Below are 18,845 nucleotides of genomic sequence, written 5' to 3' on the forward strand. Positions count from 1 at the left end.
GCGGTGCTGAAGCGGGCCAGAGGGCTCAACCCGGCGGCGGCATTCATCCAGGCAAACATGCGGCTTGCGCCCGTGCCCTCCTTGCCGGAAATCCAGCTTTACCTAGCCCATCCCGGGAGCGGCCTGAGGCGATTGCTCGAACAGGAAGACGGCGGCTCGGATGACAGCGAGCCCGAGCCGCAGCCACCCTACTGGGCCTATGCCTGGGCCGGCGGCGCGGTGCTGGCGCGCTACATTCTCGACAATCCTTCGATCGTTGCCGGAAAGCGGGTGCTCGATCTCGGCGCGGGGTCGGGTCTGGTCGGCATCGCGGCGGCGAAGGCCGGAGCGCGGGACGTGATGGCGGCCGAGATCGACCGCAACGGCGTTGCCGCAATCGACCTCAATGCGTTGGCCAATGGCGTTGCCATTGACGTAGTCGGCGAAGACGTCACAGCCGGTCCGCCGCCCGCCGTCGATTTGGTGCTCGCCGGCGACGTCTTCTACGGGCAGGAGGTAGGGCAGCGCATGATACCCTTCCTCGACCGCTGCCTCGCCGCCGGCATCGAGGTGCTGATCGGCGATCCCGGCCGCGCGTGGCTGCCCAGGTCGCGGCTTCACCTGCTTGGCGAATATCAGGTGCCCGACGTTGGCGGGAACGGTGGCGGCGAACAGAAGCCGAGCGCGGTCTTCGCATTCATCACAGATCGCGTAGGCTAACCCGCCGGTACGCCGACCCTTGCCGCCAGGAAATCCGGCAGGTCGGCCACCGAATCCAGGACGACATCGGCCATCGGCGCCAGCGAATCGCGCGTGCCTGTGCCGGACAACACGCCGACCGCAAGGCCACAGCCGCCAGCGCGCGCCATTTCGAGGTCGTGGCGATTGTCGCCGACCATGGCGATCTCGCCCGGCTTCAACCCGGTCAGATCGCAGAAAGCCACCACAGTGTCGGGCGCCGGCTTGGAATTGGCCACGGCGTCGTAGCCGAAGGCGGCATCGAAGAGCTGCGCGATGCCGAGCGTGGCAAGCGTCCTTTCGGCGCCGCTGGTCGAATCGTTGGTGGCAACGCCCATTCGAATGGAGCGCTTGTGCAAGGTCCGCAGCGCTGCGATGACGCCCGGAAGTGCTACCGCCATCGCCGAGCCCTGCACCGAGGTGATCTCGTTGAAGCGTGACACGGCATGCATCTGGTCCTCGTCGGACAGGCGCGGGAACCAGAGCTCGACGACGTCCATGTTCGAGCCGGACGCAAAGATCGAATCCGGCTTGAAGCGTTTGGTGACGAAATCGAAGCCGGCGGCGGCGAGCAGGCGATCGGCCTTCCAGCGGTCGCCTTCGGCAGCGTCCATCGCCATGAAGTCGGCGACGCCGAGCCAGGTTGTATTGAAGTCGACAAGCGTGCCGTCCTTGTCGAACAGAATTCCCTTGATATCCGCCAACCCGTTTACTCCTTACCGCGCAGTTGGTGGATGTGTCCCACCAGTCCGGCAGTCGAGGCGTCGCGTTTTGCGGCAGTCTCCTTGCCCTCAACGACAGGCAGCAGGCCTGTCGCCAATTCCTTGCCGAGTTCGACGCCCCACTGGTCGAAGGAATTGATGTTGAACAGCGTGCCTTCGACGAAGACGCGATGCTCGTAAAGCGCGATCAACCGGCCGAGCGTGCGCGGATCGAGCTTTCTGTAAAGGATGGTCAGCGAAGGACGGTTGCCCGAAAAGACGCGATGCGGCGCTATCTTGTCGACCTCGGCCGGCTTCATGCCCTTGGCCAGCATCTGCGCGCGCGCCTCCTCCAGCGTGCGGCCCTTCATGAAGGCTTCCGACTGCGCCAGGCAATTGGCGAGAAGCAGGTCATGCTGGTGCTTCAGTTCGGGCTCGTGACCGACAGCGGCGGCGAGAAACTCGACCGGAATGAAATCGGTGCCCTGGTGCAACAACTGGAAGAAGGCGTGCTGGCCGTTGGTGCCGGGCTCGCCCCAGACCAGCGGTCCGGTCGGCGTGGTGACGGCGCTGCCGTCCAGCGTCACGCTCTTGCCGTTCGATTCCATGTCGAGCTGCTGCAGATAGGCCGGCAGGCGTGACAGGCGCTGGTCGTAAGGGATGACGGCGCGGGCGGGATATTTGCAGACGACGCGATGCCACCAGCCGATCAGCCCGAGCAGCACCGGCAGGTTCCTTTGCATCGGCGCCGAGCGGAAATGCTCGTCCATCTCATGGGCGCCATCGAGGAAGGCGCGGAAGTTGCGCGGGCCGACGGAAATCATCACCGGCAGGCCGATTGCGCTCCAGACCGAATAGCGGCCGCCGACCCAGTCCCAGAAGCCGAAGACGCGGTCCTGCTCGATGCCGAACTTCGCCACCAGGTCGAGCGCCGTCGAGACGGCGGCGAAATGCTTGCCGACCGCCTCCTTGCCAAGCGCCTTCTGCACCCAGTCGCGCGCGGTCTGCGCGTTGGTCATCGTCTCGACCGTGGTGAAGGTTTTCGAGGCGATGATGAAGAGCGTCGTTTCGGGAGAAAGATCCTTCAGCGTGTCGTGGATATGGGCGCCGTCGATATTGGAGACATAATGCGCGCGCGGCCCGTCATGGTAAGGGGCAAGCGCCAACGTCACCATCGCCGGGCCGAGATCCGAGCCGCCGATACCGATGTTGACGATGTCGGTGATCTTCTTGCCGGTGGCGCCGACCGCTTTGCCCGAGCGGATGGCGTCGGCGAAGGCGCCCATGGCATCGAGCACCGCAATCACGTCGGCCTTGGTGTCCTGGCCATCGACCACGACACTCTTGCCGCTCAGGTTGCGCAGCGCGGTGTGCAGCACGGCGCGGTTCTCGGTGATGTTGATCTTCTTGCCTTCGAACATGGCGGCGCGGCGGCCGGCCAGATCGGCGGCGGCCGCGAGCTTCTCCAGCATCGCCATGGTGTCGGCGTCGACGGCGCATTTCGACCAGTCGAGCAACAGGTCGCCATCGGTGGCGGAAAATTTCTCAAAGCGCTTGGAATCGGCGGCGAAGGCCTCGCGCATCGTGCCCTTGGCGGCAGCGCGTTGCTCACGCAGGATGGCAAGTTGCTTGTCGAAAGATGACTGGTCCACTAGCGAGCTCCTGGCGGGTTTTTACACTTATCTTAGCAGCCCGGATGTTTCCGGCGCATGTCGCGTAACAATCTATCGAGCCTATTGCCGCTTCATTCAAGCGCGGCAATGAAGCAATGTGTCACGCTTCGTTGACGCATGGCGTCGCAGATGATCACGGTGCGCGACCCGCTGCGACGATGCTGCGCATCACAGAGCGACGATGCTGCGCATCGCGCTTTGATAACCTCCAAATCGGGCTTTTATGGTGCATTGCAGCATGATTTTTGCTGCCCGATAGATCACTGGCATAAATCCCAGCGATCAGAAAAATTGATTGGCGCAACCCCTTATGCCACCCATACACTCCACTGGTCCAGCCAAGCAAAAAAGGCTGACCATCCGAGGATGATCCCCATGCCACAGCGCAATGACACGGCCATATGGTCCGGCCTGTTCCGTATTTCGGCCGAATCCGGCCAAACCCTCCAGGCGCAGATCCGCCAGGCGATCGTCGCGGCGATTCTCGATCGACAAATCGCCGCCTCGATGCCGTTGCCGTCCTGCAGAATTCTGGCTGAAAAACTTGGCGTTGCCCGCGGCACCGTGGTGCTGGCGTTCCAGCAGCTTGTCGACCAGGGATTCCTGGTGGCGCGCGAGCGGCGTGGCCATTTCGTCAATCCCGACGTCTTGGCAACCCCCGCCAAGCCGCATCAGAAGGCGCCGGACCAGCAGAACGAGATCGACTGGAAGGCACGCCGGCAGATCGCGGCCAGCGACATGCCGCCGCCGGCCAAGCACGACAACTGGATCAAGTCTTCGTACCCGTTCGTCTACGGCCAGTTCGACCCGGCGCTGTTCCCGACCGCCGAATGGCGCGAATGCAACCGCATGGCGCTGGCAGTGCTGGAGATCCGCAACTGGGCGTCGGACATGGTCGACCGCGACGATCCGCTGCTGATCGAACAGATCCAGGCCAGGCTTTTGCCGCGCCGCGGCATCTTCGCCAATCCCGATGAGATCATCGTGACGCTGGGCGCGCAGAACGCGCTTTATATGCTCGCCACGCTGCTGATGACCAAGGGCTCGAAGGTGGCGATGGAGGATCCGGGCTACCCGGATGCCCGCTCGATCTTCCGGTTGGCCGGCGCCGATATCCAGCCGGTTCCGGTGGACCAATCGGGCATCGTGACCTCGGCAATCCCCAGCGATTCCGGCTTTGTCTTCGTTACGCCGAGCCACCATTGCCCGACAATGGTGCCGCTGTCGGCGGAGCGCAGGCAGGATCTCCTGGCACGCGCCAACCGCAACAACCAGATCATCATCGAAGACGGCTATGACAGCCAGCTCCTCGACGAGGCGCCGCAACAGGCGTTGAAGAGCCTCGATCGCTCAGGCCGCGTCGTCTATGTCGGCTCGATGTCGAAGACGCTCGCTCCTGGCTTGCGGCTCGGCTACATCGTGGCTTCGGCTGGACTGATCGCGGAACTGCGCGCGCTGCGCCGCTTCATGCTGCGGCATCCGCCGGCAAACAACCAGCGCGCGGTCGCGCTGTTCTTGTCGCTCGGCCACCACGAGGCGCTGGTGCGCAGGCTTTCCGCCGCGTTCGACGAACGGCGCAAGCGTCTGGTCCATGCGATTTCCGCGTTCCTGCCAGAATGGCGCTCGACCGACTCGGCGGGCGGCACTTCGCTCTGGCTGGAAGGACCGCGCGGCACCGACGCGCGTGGCCTTGCCGAAGCCGCTGCCTCGCGCAGCGTCATCATCGAGCCCGGCGACCGTTTCTTCGATCGCAGCGAAAAACCTTCGCGTTTCATGCGCTTGGGCATCTCCTCGATCTCGCTGCAGCATATCGAGCCCGGCATCCGTGAACTGGCGACAGCGGCAGGACGCAGGCCGGCCGCGGCCTGATCGCCGATCGAACTGCCTAAGGAGCCGGCACGCGCCGGCTCCTTTTGTTTTGGCGCGGCGCTCGCTTTAGCACTCTGGCATATTTGACGGGAATTCCTGGCCCATAGGCTGTGCCAATGCCGGCGGCATAGTCGAGCCATAAAGGGGATGCGGCAGGCCGATGGTGGACCAATCATCACGCGCCCTGCCCACGACAAAACCAAAGGTGGAGTGTCTTCCATGTCAGTGGCTCTTGAGAAGCAGGACGCGGCAGCGGACCAGCGTTCGCGGCGATCCGGCGGGCGCGAAGCGCGGCGCGCGATGCGGGCAGCGCCTTTAGCCGACGATGTCCGTCCAATCCGGGCAGGCCTCGAGGGCGGCAGTTATGGTCCATTGAGCCAGAACGACCGCGAGCGCATCCACGAAGCGGTGCTGACACTGCTTGAGACGGTCGGCTTCGCCAATGCGATCCCGTCCTGCATCGAGGCCATGACCAGGGTCGGCGCCATCTATGGCGATGACGGCCGCATCCGCCTGCCGCGCGCGCTGGTGCTGGACACGATCAAGAGGGCTGCGCGCAATTTCACGCTGCACGGCCAGGACCCCAAGCACGACATGCTGATCCAGGGCAAACGCGTGCATTACGGTACGGCCGGTGCTGCGGTGCATCTGGTCGATGTCGAGAAGCGCGAGTATCGCGAATCGTTGCTGCAGGATCTCTATGACGCCGCCCGTCTCGTCGAGGGGCTGGACAACATCCATTTCTTCCAGCGCACCATGGTGCCGCGCGACATTCCCGATCCGCTCGATATGGATTTCAACACGCTCTATGCCTGCGTGATGGGGACGTCCAAGCATGTCGGCACCTCGTTCACCGTGCGCGAGAACGTCAAGCCGGCGCTGGAGATGCTTTACGCAATCGCCGGCGGCGAGGAGAATTTCCGCGCCCGTCCCTTCGTCTCCAATTCGAACTGCTTCGTCGTGCCGCCGATGAAGTTTGCCGAGGACGCCTGCGGCGTGCTCGAAGCCTGCGTCGAGGGCGGCATCCCGATCCTCTTGTTGTCAGCCGGCCAGGCCGGTGCGACGGCCCCCGCGGCGATCGCCGGCGCTGTCGTTCAGGCGGTGGCGGAAGTGCTGATGGGCCTGGTCTATGTCAACGCCATCAAACCTGGGCATCCGGCGATCTTCGGCACCTGGCCGTTCGTCTCCGATCTCAGGACCGGCGCCATGTCCGGCGGCTCGGCCGAGCAGGCCGTGCTGACCGCCGCCTGCGCCCAGATGGCGCAGTATTACGACCTGCCGGGCGGCTCGGCCGCCGGCATGACGGATTCGAAACTGCCCGACATCCAGTCCGGCTACGAAAAGGGCATCACCGACGTGATGGCCGGTCTTGCCGGCCTCAACCTCGTCTATGAATCGGCCGGCATGCATGCCTCGCTGCTCGGCTTCTGCCTGGAAAGCCTGATCATCGACAACGACATGCTTGGACACTGCTTGCGCTGCGTGCGCGGCATCGAGGTGACCGACGAGGCGCTGTCGATCGACACGATCGCCGAAGTCTGCATCAAAGGTCCGGGTCACTACCTCGGCAACGAGCAGACGCTGAGGCTGATGCAGACCGAGTATTTCTATCCGGCCGTCGGCGACCGTTTCTCGCCCAAGGAATGGAATGAGAAGGGTCGGCCCGACATCCTGTCGCGGGCGATCGCCGAGAAGAAGCGCGTGCTGGCCGAGCGCTTCCCGCGCCACGTGCCGCGCACGCTCGACGACAAACTGCGCGCCCGCTTCGGCGAGATGATCAAGCTGCCGCGCAGCGGCATGGGCGGGTAGGACGCATTCTGCTCAGCGGATCATTCCGCGCTCAGCCCGTAGCGCTCGACCACCTCGGCGTTGATCAGCTTGGCGTGGAGCGTCATCAGGACGATCTGCGCGTCGAGGCTGTCGCCGGCTTCAAGCGCTGCCTCGATGCGGCGCTCCACATCCTGCGTCCGCTCACTGCCATTGGCCTGCTCAAACACTTGCGGACCGGCAACGCAATAGCCGCAAAGCTGCGCCGCCGATGAGTAGGCATCCGCCGGCGGCTCATCCGGCCAGCGGTCGTTCATCAGATTGACGAGGGTGAGCTTGACGCCTTCGGACACCAGCGCCGGATGCAGATCCGCCTGGCGCAGCGCGTCATCGAGCTGACGCAAATCGCCGGAGCGGCCGAACATGCCAAGGAAGCCAAGGGAAGAGCGCCGCTTCGCCATGATCATCTCTCCTTTGCACAAGACCCGCAAGAACCACGCTTATCTGTAGGTTCCATGCAGCCGAAACAAGGGCATACGAAAGCGGGGGCATGTGAAAGGCGGGGCATGCGAAAGGGCGGCCCGCTCTTCGCAAGCCGCCCTTTGATTTAGCCGGGTTCAGTGATTGTCGCGCGGCACACCGCTCTTATGCGCCACGTCGAGATATTTCACCGCGGGCTTGAGCACCATGCCTTCCGAGAACTGGTCGACCATCGAGCGCTGGATCTCCTGCCACGGCGTCTGGTGCTTGGGATAATGGTAGCCGCCATTGGCTTCGAGATCGGCCCGCCTCTTGGCGATCTCCTCGTCGCTGACCAGGATGTTGGCCGTGCCCTTCTTCAGATCGATGCGGACATGGTCACCGGTCTTGAGCAACGCCAGCCCGCCGCCGATCGCCGCTTCCGGCGAGGCGTTGAGGATCGAGGGCGAACCCGACGTGCCGGACTGGCGACCGTCGCCGATACAGGCCAGCGCATGGATGCCCTTCTTGATGAGGTAGGCCGGCGGTTGCATGTTGACGACCTCAGCACCGCCCGGATAGCCGATCGGACCGGCGCCGCGCATGAACAGGATGGTGTGCTCGTCGATGCCTTGCGCCGGGTCGTCGATGCGGGCGTGGTAATCCTCCGGTCCGTCGAAGACGATGGCCTTGCCTTCGAAAGCCTCGGGATCGTTTGGATTGGACAGATAGCGCTCGCGGAATTCCGGCGAGATGCCGCTCATCTTCATGATCGCCGAATCGAACAGATTGCCCTTGAAGTTGATGAAGCCGGCATTGGCCTTCAGCGGATCGGCAACGGTGCGGATAACATCGGTGTTCTCGTTGGCGACCCCTTGCAATTGTCGCCGATCGACTTGCCATTGACGGTCACGGCTTCGGGATAAGGCAGCAGCCCGGCCTTCATGAGTTCGGCGACCACCGCCGGCACGCCGCCGGCATGATGGTAATCCTCGCCAAGATATTCACCCGACGGCTGCAAATTCACGATGAGCGGCACGTTGAGGCCGACCGACTGCCAGTCGTCATTGTTGAGCGGCACGCCAAGGTGGCGGGCAATCGCGTTGAGGTGGATCGGCGCATTTGTCGAACCGCCGATGGCCGAATTGACGACGATGGCGTTCTCGAAGGCCTGGCGCGTCATGATGTCGGACGGCTTCAGATCCTCATGCACCATGTCGACGATGCGCTTGCCCGTCTCGTAGGCGATCTGGCCGCGTTCGCGGTAGGGTGCCGGAATGGCGGCCGAGCCCGGCAGTTGCATGCCGAGCGCCTCGGCCAGCGAATTCATCGTGGTGGCGGTGCCCATGGTGTTGCAATAGCCGGTCGACGGCGCCGAGGAGGCGACGATGTCCATGAACTCGTCATAGTCGATCTCGCCGGCCGACAGGCGCTGGCGCGATTCCACACGATCGTGCCCGAGCCGGTGCGCTTGCCCTTGTGCCAGCCATTGAGCATCGGGCCGACCGAAAGCGCGATCGCCGGAATGTTGACGGTGGCGGCCGCCATCAGCAGCGCCGGCGTGGTCTTGTCGCAGCCGATGGTGAGCACGACGCCGTCGAGCGGATAGCCGTAAAGCACTTCGACGAGGCTGAGATAGGCAAGGTTTCGGTCGAGTGCGGCGGTCGGGCGCTTGCCGGTTTCCTGGATCGGGTGGCACGGAAACTCGAAGGGAATGCCGCCCATCGAGACGATGCCTTCGCGCACGCGCTTGGCGAGCTCGATGTGATGCCGATTGCAGGGTGAAAGGTCGGAGCCGGTCTGGGCGATGCCGATCAGCGGCTTGCCCGACATCAGCTCGGCGCGGGTCAGGCCATAGTTCAGGTAGCGTTCGAGATAGAGCGCGGTCATGCCCGGATTGTCGGGATTGTCGAACCACTCCTGCGAGCGAAGTTTCTTCTTCCTGGTGGGGGCGCCTGCCATCGTGGTCTCCGTATTTGTATGACAAATCCCTATGACAACGCGCGAATGCAGGCAAGAGGAAGGTGCTGCCCAAATCAGGACTTTGGTGCTGATGGACATGCGTGTGACCCCGCGTTACCCCTTTTCTGGAATAACGCCCGGAGGTCTCGATGGCATTGGTGATGGAAGGTGAGGAACACATTGCCGCACCTATCGAGAAAGTGTGGCAAGCCCTCAACGATCCGGAAATCCTGAAACAGGCCATCCCGGGCTGCCAGAGCCTGGAGATGAAATCATCGACCGAGATGGCGGCAATAGTCGTGCTGAAGATCGGACCGATCAAGGCGACCTTCAACGGCGCGGTGACGCTGAAGAACCTCAAACCGCCGCACTCCTACACGATCCAGGGCGAAGGCAAGGGCGGCATAGCGGGCTTCGCCAAGGGTGGCGCCGAGGTGACGCTGGCCGCCGACGGCGCGGACGCAACGGTGCTTAAATATGCCGCCAAGGCGGAAGTCGGCGGCAAGATCGCGCAGCTCGGCAGCCGGTTGATCGAATCGACGTCGAAGAAGCTCGCCGGGCAGTTTTTCTCGACGTTCGGCGAAAAGGTGGGCGGCTGAGCGTTCCCTCACCTCTAGCAGGCTGTTGAAGAAGTCTGGCGTACTGCCTTGAGGATGGCTTCGTCGCCGTTGTGGTAGGCGAATGTGATCTCGATCGAGCCGTCATCGAGCAATTCGGCGTGGCCATCGCCTGTGACTTCGTCCATCTCGTCGCATCCGCCCCATGTGAAGTGAACTGTCGAGGGGCCGTAGCTCAGATCGAGGCCAGCTTGCAGGGCGCCAAAGGCGATCTCGCCGTTATTGTCGGTTCCGATGGTGACGGTTGCGGGTCCACCGAGGTTCAGATAGTCGCGATCCCACAGATCGGCTTCGATGATCCGCCAGCGGCCGATCAGTTGGCAGCCCGCGGGCGCGGTCATGTCGGCACCGCCAGCAGCTTCGGCAATCGCACCAGATTGTAGGCGGCAGCCGCGAAGATGAAGGCCCATCCGACGCGGTCGCGGCCGCGCAACTTTGTCTTCTCCTGCCCGGCGACGGTTTTGATCCAGCCGAACGCCTCTTCGATGCGCTTTCTGATGCGCTGACTGACAACATAGCCACCGTGGCGCGTGGTGCGGCGATCGATCGCGGAACGGCGGCCGTTCGTGTTCTGCGCCACGTGCGGCGTCACCTTCATTGAGCGCAACTCGTTGATGAAGTCCTCCGCGTCATAGGCCTTGTCGGCGCCGAGCGTGATCGACTGCGGCCGGTCGGCGCAGAGTTCGATCATATGCAGTGCGGCCACTCGCTCGGCATGCCCGTCGGCCAGCGTCAGGCAAGCGTCGACCAGCAGGCCATGGCGGTTCTCCATCAGCCCATGCCCCATGAAGCAAAGCTTCGCCTCCTTGCCCCGCCTTTGCGGTAGAGCCTGGCGTCGGGGTCGGTGGTCGAGGCGTGCGTCTCGTTCGATCGCCGCTCGCCGTGGAAGTCCGCTTCCGCATTGCGTCCGCTGCCGCCTGCCGGCGGTTCGCCATGACCGCCGCTTGGGTCGCCCTTCGGCTGGATGCTCTTCATCGCAGCCCAGGCCTCGATCAGCGTTCCGTCGACCGAGAAGTGATCCGTCGACAGAAGCTTCTTCACCTTGGGCTGCGCCAGCACCGCCGCCAGGAACTTCGCAGCGATGTCGCCCTCCAGCAACCGGTCACGGTTCTTGGAGAACACCGAATGATCCCAGGCCGCATCGTCGACGCCAATACCGACGAACCAGCGGAACAGAAGGTCGTATTCCAGCCGCTCCATCAACAGCCGCTCCGAGCGGATCGAATAGAACGCCTGCAAAAGCATCGCCCGCAGCAGCTTCTCCGGCGGGATCGATGGCCGTCCGATCGGCGAATACAGCGCCGCGAAGTCCCACTCCAGCGCCGACAGCGCCTCGTTCACGATCGTCCGGATCGCCCGCAATGGATGATTGCGCCGCACTCGCGCTTCAAGGTCCACGTAGCTGAACAGTTCGCCTGTCTGTTCGTCTCCGCCTCGCATGCATCCGTCTCCGAATCCCTTCTGAGACAATGAATCATCGTTGCAAACCGATGGCGAGCGCCTTTTTCAACAGCCTGCTAGGGGAGGGATATCCGCGCTATTCGAACACGATGCTCGGCACAGCCGCTTCGGCGGCGCCGCGTTCTTCGTTGACCCGATCCCAGACTTTTGTAGCAATATCGCGATAGATCTTCGCCTCGGCGCCATCCGGCTTCGACACGACCACCGGCGCGCCGGCGTCGGAGCTTTCGCGGATGCCCATTTCCAGCGGCACTTCGCCGAGGAAAGTCACGCCGAGACGCTCAGCCTCACGGCGCGCGCCGCCATGGCCGAAAATGTCGTAGCGCTTGCCGGTGTCGGGCGCCAGGAAGTAGCTCATATTCTCGACGATACCGAGCAGCGGCACGTCGACCTTCTTGAACATGTTGAGACCCTTGCGGGCATCGATCAGCGCCAGGTCCTGCGGCGTCGAGACAATGACGGCGCCGGCCAACGGCACCTGCTGCGCCATGGTGAGCTGGGCGTCGCCGGTGCCGGGCGGCATGTCGACGACCAGCACATCGAGCGAACCCCACTCGACCTCACGCAGCATCTGCGTCAACGCCGACATCACCATCGGGCCGCGCCAGATCATCGGCGTTTCCTCATCGACGAGGAAGCCCATCGACATCACCTTGAGGCCGTAATTTTCCATCGGCTTGAGGATCTTGCCGTCGACCGTCTGCGGCCGGCCATGGATATCGAGCAGCCTCGGCATCGACGGCCCGTAGATGTCGGCGTCGAGCACGCCGACCTTCAAGCCGTTCGCGGCAAGGCCGAGCGCGAGGTTGACGGCGGTGGTCGACTTGCCGACGCCGCCCTTGCCGGAAGCCACCGCAATGATGGCACCGATACCGGGCACGCCGCGCTTGCCATGGCTTTGCGAGGCCGGAGCCTGCGGCGCGGCACGCTGCGGCGCCGGCCGCGGAGCGGCTGCAGGTCTCGGCGCTGCCGGGCGCGGTGGTACGGGCGCTTCCATGCCGCCGCCCTTTTTCTCGGCCGTCAGCGCGACCATGGCGCTGACCACGCCGGGAATGGCCTTGACCACGCGCTCGGCGGCGGCCCGCAACGGTTCCATCTCCTGCGCGCGGGCAGCGGGCACGGTGATGGAGAAAAACACTTTGGAATCGGCGATGAAGATATCGGAGACCATGCCGAGGTCGACGATGTTGCCGGTGAAGTCCGGCCCGTTGACCGTCTTCAGCCGCTCGATGACATTTTCCTTGCTGACGGACATGGTTGGGTTCTTTCCTCGAGGCTTTGGCGCTTGAGATAGTGCAGTTTCCGGACGGAACCAAGCCGTCTCATTGTCTGGCTGACAGCGCCTCGCACCTATGGCAGCTTCGCAGCCATGATCGACAAGCTCGAATTCTTCATTGCTCTGGCCAAGGAAGAGCATTTCGGCCGGGCGGCGGAAGCCTGCGGCGTCACCCAGCCGACTTTGTCGGCTGGTATCAAGCAGCTGGAGGGCCAGCTTGGCGTCATGCTGGTCAATCGCGGCTCGCGCTTCCAGGGGCTGACGCCGGAAGGCATGCAGGTGCTGGGCTGGGCGCGCCGCATCGTCGGCGATACACGCACGATGCGCGAGGAGATGCGCGCGGCGCGCCATGGCCTGTCCGGCCGCATCCGCATCGCCGCCATCCCCACCGCCCTGGCCATGGTGGCGCGGCTGACGACGCCGTTCCGTGAGAAGCACCCAGGCGTGACCTTCTCGATCCTGTCACGCACCTCGATCGAAGTGCTGACCCTGCTCGGCAATCTCGATGTCGATGCCGGCATCACCTATCTCGACAACGAGCCGCTTGGGCGCGTGACCAGCGTGCCGCTCTATGACGAGCGCTACCAGTTGATCACGGCGGTCGGGACCCCTTTTCCGACCGCGACAAAGTGACATGGGCCGAGATCAGCCAGCTGCCGCTCTGCCTGCTGACGCCGGACATGCAGAACCGGCGCATCATCGACCAGCATCTGTCCGAGGCCGGCGTGCAGGTGCGGCCGACGCTGGAATCGAACTCCATGATCGTCTTGTTCTCGCATATACATACCGGCAAATGGTCGTCGATCATGCCGCTCAACCTTGCGGAAACATTCGGCTTTTCCGAGCCGATCCGCGCCATTCCGATCGTTGAGCCGGATGCCAGCCACACCGTCGGGCTGGTCGCCGCGCCGCGCGAGCCGCACACGCCCTTGGTGCAGGCGCTGCTGGACGAGGCGATGGCGCTGGCGGACAATTTCCGCATGCACAAGTGACTTAGACAGTGCGGGCCGGACAAAGTTCGATAGAAAATTTCTATCAAGCGATGGAACAGCTTTATTGATTTCGGGGTTTTCTCTGATTTCGTAAGGACTTAGCGATATAGCGTCCGTGCATGTCGTTGCCCTGAAATCACTATCGAATTTTGGGTGACATAGATTGGATGCCACGACCCAGGGAGGGCGCTGCGTGACGATGCAGCCCGCAAGTACCGAGATCACATCGCGCACAGCCGCGATCATCGACGAGCTGAAAGGCCTGGAAGGCCCGTTGCTGCCTATACTGCACGGCATCCAGGAAGAGTTCGGCCATGTGCCGCAGGACGCGCTGCCGGTCATCGCCGATGCGCTCAACATCTCGCGGGCCGAGGTGCATGGCGTCGTCACCTTCTATCACGATTATCGCAGCCACCCGGCCGGCCGGCATGTGCTGAAGGTCTGCCAGGCCGAAGCCTGCCAGTCGATGGGCTCGGACGCGGTCGCGGCCAAGTTCAAGCAGTTGCTCGGCATCGGTTTCCACGAAACCACACGCGACGGGTCGGTGACGCTGGAGCCGGTCTATTGCCTCGGGCTTTGCGCCTGCTCGCCATCGGCGATGCTTGACGGCGAAGTGATCGGCCGGCTCGATGACGAAAAGATCGAAGAGATCGTCGCGGAGGTACGTTCATGATCCCGCGCATCTACATTCCTGCGGATTCCGGCGCGTTGGCGCTTGGCGCGGAGAAGGTCGCCAAGGCGGTTCAAGCCGAGCTTGCCGAGCGTGGTATCGAGGCCAAGATCGTGCGCAACGGCTCACGCGGCGCCTATTTCCTCGAGCCGATGGTCGAGGTAGCCACGGACAAGGGTCGCGTCGCCTACGGACCGGTGAAGCCGTCGGACGTGAAAAGCCTGTTCGACAGCGGCTTCCTTACTGGTGGCCATCACAAGCGGTGGCTCGGGGCACCCGACAAGATCCCGTTCCTGGCCAAGCAGACCCGCCTGACTTTCGCGCGCTGTGGCATCAATGATCCGCTGTCGCTCGATGCGTACAAATCTCTGGGCGGCTTGCGCGGGCTGCAAAATGCAGTGGCCATGGCGCCGGCCGATATCGTCAAGCAAGTCACCGAATCCGGCTTACGCGGCCGCGGCGGCGCCGGCTTCCCGACCGGCATCAAATGGAAGACGGTGCTGGATACGACAGCCGAGCGCAAATATATCGTCTGCAACGCAGACGAGGGTGATAGCGCCACTTTCGCCGACCGCATGATCATGGAAGGCGATCCCTTCGTGCTGATCGAAGGCATGGCGATCGCCGGCATCGCGACGGGCGCGACCAAGGGTTTCGTCTATATCCGCTCGGAATATCCGCATGCGGTGGCGACGATGAACAAGGCCGTCGCCATCGCCCGCAAGGCCGGTGTGCTCGGCGTCAACGTGCTCGGCTCGCCCAATGCTTTCGACATGGAAATCCGCGTCGGCGCCGGCGCCTATGTCTGCGGCGAGGAAACCTCGCTGCTCAACAGCCTCGAGGGCAAGCGCGGCGTGGTGCGCGCCAAGCCGCCGCTGCCGGCAATCCAGGGTCTGTTCGGCAAGCCGACGGTGATCAACAATGTGATCAGCCTGGCCTCGGTGCCGATCATCATGGACAAGGGCGCCGCCTTCTACAAGGATTTCGGCATGGGCCGCTCCCGGGGCACGATCCCGATCCAGATCGCCGGCAACGTCAAGCAAGGCGGCCTGTTCGAGACGGCCTTCGGGCTGACGCTGGGCGAGATCGTCGACGACATCGGCGGCGGTACTTCCACGGGACGTCCGGTCAAGGCGGTGCAGGTCGGCGGTCCGCTCGGCGCGTATTTCCCGCGCGGCCTGTTCGACACGCCGTTCGACTACGAGGAGTTCGCCAAGCGCGATGGACTGATCGGCCATGCCGGCATCACCGTGTTCGACGACACCGCCGACATGCTGAAGCAGGCGCGTTTCGCCATGGAGTTCTGCGCCATCGAAAGCTGCGGCAAGTGCACGCCCTGCCGCCTCGGCTCGACGCGCGGCGTAGAGGTTCTCGACAAGGTCGCCGCCGGGATCGAGGCGGAGAACAACCTCGCGTTGGTCACCGACCTGTGCAACACGATGAAGTTCGGCTCGCTTTGCGCGCTGGGTGGCTTCACGCCCTACCCGGTGATGAGTTCGATCACGCATTTCCCCGAGGATTTCAAGCCGGCGCCGGCGCGCGTGGCGGCTGAATAGGAGCTGGCAGATGAACATCAAGGCCGACTTCCCGACACTCATCGAAGAGATCGACTACGGCACGCCGGAGTCGAGGGCCTCGAAACAGATAACGCTGACCGTCGACGGCAAAAGCATCAGCGTGCCGGAAGGCACGTCCATCATGCGCGCGGCGATGGAGGGCGGGGTCGAGATTCCGAAACTCTGCGCCACCGACATGCTGGACTCGTTCGGCTCGTGCCGCGTCTGCCTGGTCGAGATCGAAGGTCGCGGCGGCACGCCCGCCTCCTGCACGACGCCAGTTGGCGAAGGTATGGTGGTGCGCACGCAGTCCGACCGGCTCGACGCCATCCGCCGCGGCGTCATGGAGCTCTATGTCTCCGACCATCCGACCGGCTGGAACGAGAAGGCCGGCACCGGCGCCAGCGAATTCGACGCAGTGGCGAAGTCCGTCGGCCTGAGCGAGAACCGCTACGGCGTCGCAGGCCGCAACCACGTCAAGGAAGAAGGGGGTGTGGCGCCCGGCCACGGCTCTTTGGTCGTCGACTATATCGCCCGCGACGAATCCAACCCTTATTTCACCTACGATCCGGCGCAATGCATCGTCTGCTCGCGTTGCGTGCGCGCTTGTGAGGAAGTGCAGGGCACCTTCGCGCTGACCATCGAGGGCCGCGGCTTCGAATCGCGCATGGTTGCCGGCATGCATGAGGATTTCATCGCTTCCGAATGCGTGTCCTGCGGCGCCTGCGTCCAGGCCTGCCCGACCGACGCGCTGCGCGAGAAGACGGTGCTCGAAAAGGGCATGCCGGAGCGTTCGGCGGTTACCACCTGCGCCTATTGCGGTGTCGGCTGCTCGTTCAAGGCTGAAGTCAAGGATGACGAAGTCATTCGCATGATGCCTTACAAGGACGGCAAGGCGAACCACGGCCATTCCTGCGTCAAGGGCCGTTTCGCCTATGGCTATGCCACCCACAAGGACCGCATCTTGTCGCCGATGATCCGCGAGAAGATCTCGGATCCGTGGCGCGAAGTGAGCTGGGAAGAGGCGATCGCCCATACGGCGAAGGAATTCCGGCGCATCCAGTATCAGTATGGACGCACCGCCATCGGCGGCATCACCTCCTCGCGCTGCACGAATGAGGAAACCTATCTCGTCCAGAAGCTGGTGCGGCAGGGTTTCCGCAACAACAATGTCGACACTTGCGCGCGCGTCTGCCATTCGCCAACCGGCTACGGGCTCGGCCAGACCTACGGCACCTCGGCCGGCACGCAGGATTTCGACTCCGTCGAATTCACCGATGTCGCCGTCATCATCGGCGCCAATCCGGCCTCGGCGCATCCCGTGTTCGCCTCGCGGCTGAAGAGGCGGCTGCGCCAGGGAGCCAAGCTGATCGTGCTCGACCCGCGCCGCACGGAGATGGTCAAGTCGGCGCATGTCGAAGCCGACTATCACCTGCCGCTGAAGCCCGGCACCAACGTGGCGGTGCTGACGGCGCTGGCGCATGTCATCGTCACCGAGGGCCTGTTCAACGAAGCCTTCGTTCGCGAGCGCTGCGACTGGGCCGAATTCCAGGACTGGGCGTCCTTCGTCGCCCTTCCCGAAAACAGCCCGGAAGTCGTCGGCCAGCTGGCGGGCATCGATCCCGATCTCATCCGCGGCGCAGCCCGTCTCTATGCCAAGGGCGGCAATGGCGCGATCTATTACGGTCTCGGCGTCACCGAACACAGCCAGGGCTCGACCACGGTGATTGCGATCGCCAACCTCGCCATGGCGACCGGCAATATCGGCCGTCCAGGCGTGGGCGTGAACCCTCTGCGCGGCCAGAACAATGTGCAGGGCTCGTGCGACATGGGCTCGTTTCCGCATGAGCTGCCGGGGTATCGCCATATCTCGGGCGAAGCGGTGCGCGACATCTACGAGAGCCTGTGGGGCGTGAAGCTGGACGATGAGCCCGGTCTGCGCATCCCCAACATGCTGGATGCCGCCGTCGACGGTTCGTTCAAGGGCATCTACATCCAGGGCGAGGACATCCTGCAGTCCGATCCCGACACCAAGCATGTCGCCGGCGGCCTTGCCGCGATGGAATGCGTCGTCGTGCACGACCTCTTCCTCAACGAGACGGCGAACTATGCGCATGTCTTCCTGCCGGGCTCGACCTTCCTCGAGAAGGACGGCACCTTCACCAATGCCGAGCGCCGCATTAACATGGTGCGCAAGGTGATCGAGCCAAAGGCACGCTATGCCGACTGGGAAGCAACACAGGAGCTTGCCCGCGCCATCGGGCTCGACTGGAACTATACCCATCCCTCGCAGATCATGGATGAGATCGCCAAGACGACGCCGAGCTTCGCCAATGTCTCGTTCGACTTGCTCGACCGTGTCGGCTCGGTGCAGTGGCCTTGCAACGACAAGGCGCCGCTTGGCACGCCGATCATGCATGTCGACGGCTTCGTGCGCGGCAAAGGCAAGTTCATTCGCACCGAATATGTGGCGACGGACGAGCGGACCGGCCCGCGCTATCCGCTGCTGCTCACCACCGGCCGGATTCTCTCGCAGTACAATGTCGGCGCGCAGACCAGGCGCACCGAGAATGTCATGTGGCATGCCGAGGACCGGCTGGAGATCCATCCACACGACGCCGAGGTCCGCGGCGTTCGCGACGAAGACTGGGTGCGGCTGGCGAGCCGTTCGGGCGAAACCACGCTGCGCGCGCTGATCACCGACCGCGTCTCGCCCGGCGTCGTCTACACGACGTTCCACCACCCCGACACGCAGGCCAACGTGATCACCACCGACTTCTCGGACTGGGCGACCAATTGCCCGGAATACAAGGTCACCGCCGTGCAGGTGGCGCCGTCCAACGGGCCGACCGACTGGCAGAAGGACTATAACGAACAGGCCAAGCAGAGCCGCCGCATCGCTCCGCTGGCGGCGGCGGAGTAGAGTTTGTCGAGGCATTCGACAATAAAAGCGTCAATCGCGACGGTTGGTCGACCCCCACTCCGTCAAGCTTCGCTCGACACCTCTCCCCCTCCGATCGACGGGGGAGAGGAAAGCGCGCGAACGCTGGGCTCCCTCCTCCCCTCCGGAGGGGAGAGGTGGCGCTGCGAAGCAGCGACGGAGTGGGGGAAGCCGGCCCCGCAAC

13 protein-coding genes and 3 pseudogenes are annotated in these 18,845 nt (G+C 63.8%); 9 read left to right on the forward strand and 7 right to left on the reverse strand.

Annotation, left to right across the window (positions count from 1 at the left end; translation table 11 throughout):
* Nucleotides 1-57 precede the first annotated feature (57 nt).
* Nucleotides 58-699 (forward strand): class I SAM-dependent methyltransferase, encoded by a 642-nt coding sequence (locus tag ACVDG8_RS16205; RefSeq protein WP_447257365.1) that lies wholly within the window; start codon nucleotides 58-60, stop codon nucleotides 697-699.
* Here ACVDG8_RS16205 and ACVDG8_RS16210 read toward each other — a convergent pair.
* A complete protein-coding gene (locus ACVDG8_RS16210; protein ID WP_447255557.1) occupies nucleotides 696-1,421 on the reverse strand; it encodes an HAD family hydrolase in 726 nt (241 codons plus the stop codon). The genes ACVDG8_RS16205 and ACVDG8_RS16210 overlap by 4 nt on opposite strands.
* Nucleotides 1,422-1,426: 5 nt before the next feature.
* Nucleotides 1,427-3,037 (reverse strand): glucose-6-phosphate isomerase, encoded by a 1,611-nt coding sequence (pgi, locus tag ACVDG8_RS16215; RefSeq protein ID WP_447257366.1) that lies wholly within the window; start codon nucleotides 3,035-3,037, stop codon nucleotides 1,427-1,429.
* Between the two features lie 429 nt (nucleotides 3,038-3,466).
* Between pgi and pdxR the strand changes: the two genes are divergently transcribed.
* Together pdxR and ACVDG8_RS16225 are read left to right on the forward strand one after the other, a co-directional pair.
* A complete protein-coding gene (gene pdxR / locus ACVDG8_RS16220) occupies nucleotides 3,467-4,960 on the forward strand; it encodes a MocR-like pyridoxine biosynthesis transcription factor PdxR (RefSeq protein WP_447255558.1) in 1,494 nt (497 codons plus the stop codon).
* A gap of 219 nt (nucleotides 4,961-5,179) precedes the next feature.
* Nucleotides 5,180-6,769 carry a trimethylamine methyltransferase family protein gene (locus ACVDG8_RS16225; protein WP_447255559.1) on the forward strand — a complete coding sequence of 530 codons (1,590 nt, stop codon included), beginning with the start codon at nucleotides 5,180-5,182 and terminating at the stop codon, nucleotides 6,767-6,769.
* Nucleotides 6,770-6,789: 20 nt separating this feature from the next.
* On the opposite strand, the gene ACVDG8_RS16230 is transcribed toward ACVDG8_RS16225, so the two are convergent.
* Complete coding sequence (locus tag ACVDG8_RS16230) at nucleotides 6,790-7,188, reverse strand: hypothetical protein (protein ID WP_447257451.1); 399 nt, start codon at nucleotides 7,186-7,188, stop codon at nucleotides 6,790-6,792.
* On the opposite strand from ACVDG8_RS16230, the gene ACVDG8_RS16235 reads away from it, so the two are divergent.
* Complete coding sequence (locus tag ACVDG8_RS16235) at nucleotides 7,090-7,338, forward strand: hypothetical protein (RefSeq protein ID WP_455707786.1); 249 nt, start codon at nucleotides 7,090-7,092, stop codon at nucleotides 7,336-7,338. The genes ACVDG8_RS16230 and ACVDG8_RS16235 overlap by 99 nt on opposite strands.
* A gap of 6 nt (nucleotides 7,339-7,344) precedes the next feature.
* Here the strand turns inward: ACVDG8_RS16235 and ACVDG8_RS16240 are convergent.
* A pseudogene (locus ACVDG8_RS16240) lies at nucleotides 7,345-9,148 on the reverse strand (IlvD/Edd family dehydratase).
* Between the two features lie 149 nt (nucleotides 9,149-9,297).
* Between ACVDG8_RS16240 and ACVDG8_RS16245 the strand changes: the two are divergent.
* Nucleotides 9,298-9,747 (forward strand): SRPBCC family protein, encoded by a 450-nt coding sequence (locus tag ACVDG8_RS16245; RefSeq protein WP_447255561.1) that lies wholly within the window; start codon nucleotides 9,298-9,300, stop codon nucleotides 9,745-9,747.
* Between the two features lie 14 nt (nucleotides 9,748-9,761).
* Here the strand turns inward: ACVDG8_RS16245 and ACVDG8_RS16250 are convergent, their stop codons facing one another.
* From ACVDG8_RS16250 to ACVDG8_RS16260, 3 genes and pseudogenes are all read right to left on the reverse strand, one after another.
* The gene (locus tag ACVDG8_RS16250) at nucleotides 9,762-10,106 is read right to left on the reverse strand and encodes a hypothetical protein (RefSeq protein ID WP_447255562.1); all 345 of its coding nucleotides are present in this window, start codon (nucleotides 10,104-10,106) and stop codon (nucleotides 9,762-9,764) included.
* Nucleotides 10,103-11,205: pseudogene (locus ACVDG8_RS16255) on the reverse strand (IS5 family transposase). The gene ACVDG8_RS16250 and the pseudogene ACVDG8_RS16255 overlap by 4 nt, the downstream one beginning before the upstream one ends.
* A gap of 97 nt (nucleotides 11,206-11,302) precedes the next feature.
* A complete protein-coding gene (locus tag ACVDG8_RS16260; protein ID WP_447255563.1) occupies nucleotides 11,303-12,481 on the reverse strand; it encodes an Mrp/NBP35 family ATP-binding protein in 1,179 nt (392 codons plus the stop codon).
* Nucleotides 12,482-12,595: 114 nt separating this feature from the next.
* Here ACVDG8_RS16260 and ACVDG8_RS16265 point away from each other — a divergent pair.
* The 4 genes and pseudogenes from ACVDG8_RS16265 (at nucleotide 12,596) to fdhF (ending at nucleotide 18,643) form a co-directional block, all read left to right on the forward strand.
* Nucleotides 12,596-13,494 (forward strand): annotated as a pseudogene (locus ACVDG8_RS16265) (LysR family transcriptional regulator).
* Nucleotides 13,495-13,687: 193 nt separating this feature from the next.
* Complete coding sequence (locus tag ACVDG8_RS16270; RefSeq protein ID WP_447255565.1) at nucleotides 13,688-14,167, forward strand: formate dehydrogenase subunit gamma; 480 nt, start codon at nucleotides 13,688-13,690, stop codon at nucleotides 14,165-14,167.
* Nucleotides 14,164-15,720 (forward strand): formate dehydrogenase beta subunit, encoded by a 1,557-nt coding sequence (locus ACVDG8_RS16275; RefSeq protein ID WP_447255566.1) that lies wholly within the window; start codon nucleotides 14,164-14,166, stop codon nucleotides 15,718-15,720. Before ACVDG8_RS16270 ends, ACVDG8_RS16275 begins: the two co-directional genes overlap by 4 nt.
* 10 nt (nucleotides 15,721-15,730) lie before the next feature.
* A complete protein-coding gene (gene fdhF, locus ACVDG8_RS16280; protein ID WP_447255567.1) occupies nucleotides 15,731-18,643 on the forward strand; it encodes a formate dehydrogenase subunit alpha in 2,913 nt (970 codons plus the stop codon).
* Nucleotides 18,644-18,845: the final 202 nt, after the last annotated feature.

It is taken from the genome of Mesorhizobium sp. ORM8.1, assembly GCF_053005525.2.

Bases quoted from the DNA above. Each gene is read 5' to 3' on its own strand.
- ACVDG8_RS16205 (WP_447257365.1), top strand. From the start codon at position 58: ATGCGGCTTGCGCCCGTGCCCTCCTTGCCGGAAATCCAGCTTTACCTA.
- pdxR (WP_447255558.1), top strand. From the start codon at position 3,467: ATGCCACAGCGCAATGACACGGCCATATGGTCCGGCCTGTTCCGTATT.
- ACVDG8_RS16225 (WP_447255559.1), top strand. From the start codon at position 5,180: ATGTCAGTGGCTCTTGAGAAGCAGGACGCGGCAGCGGACCAGCGTTCG.
- ACVDG8_RS16235 (WP_455707786.1), top strand. From the start codon at position 7,090: ATGCAGATCCGCCTGGCGCAGCGCGTCATCGAGCTGACGCAAATCGCC.
- ACVDG8_RS16230 (WP_447257451.1), bottom strand. From the start codon at position 7,188: ATGGCGAAGCGGCGCTCTTCCCTTGGCTTCCTTGGCATGTTCGGCCGC.
- ACVDG8_RS16245 (WP_447255561.1), top strand. From the start codon at position 9,298: ATGGCATTGGTGATGGAAGGTGAGGAACACATTGCCGCACCTATCGAG.
- ACVDG8_RS16250 (WP_447255562.1), bottom strand. From the start codon at position 10,106: ATGACCGCGCCCGCGGGCTGCCAACTGATCGGCCGCTGGCGGATCATC.
- ACVDG8_RS16260 (WP_447255563.1), bottom strand. From the start codon at position 12,481: ATGTCCGTCAGCAAGGAAAATGTCATCGAGCGGCTGAAGACGGTCAAC.
- ACVDG8_RS16275 (WP_447255566.1), top strand. From the start codon at position 14,164: ATGATCCCGCGCATCTACATTCCTGCGGATTCCGGCGCGTTGGCGCTT.
- fdhF (WP_447255567.1), top strand. From the start codon at position 15,731: ATGAACATCAAGGCCGACTTCCCGACACTCATCGAAGAGATCGACTAC.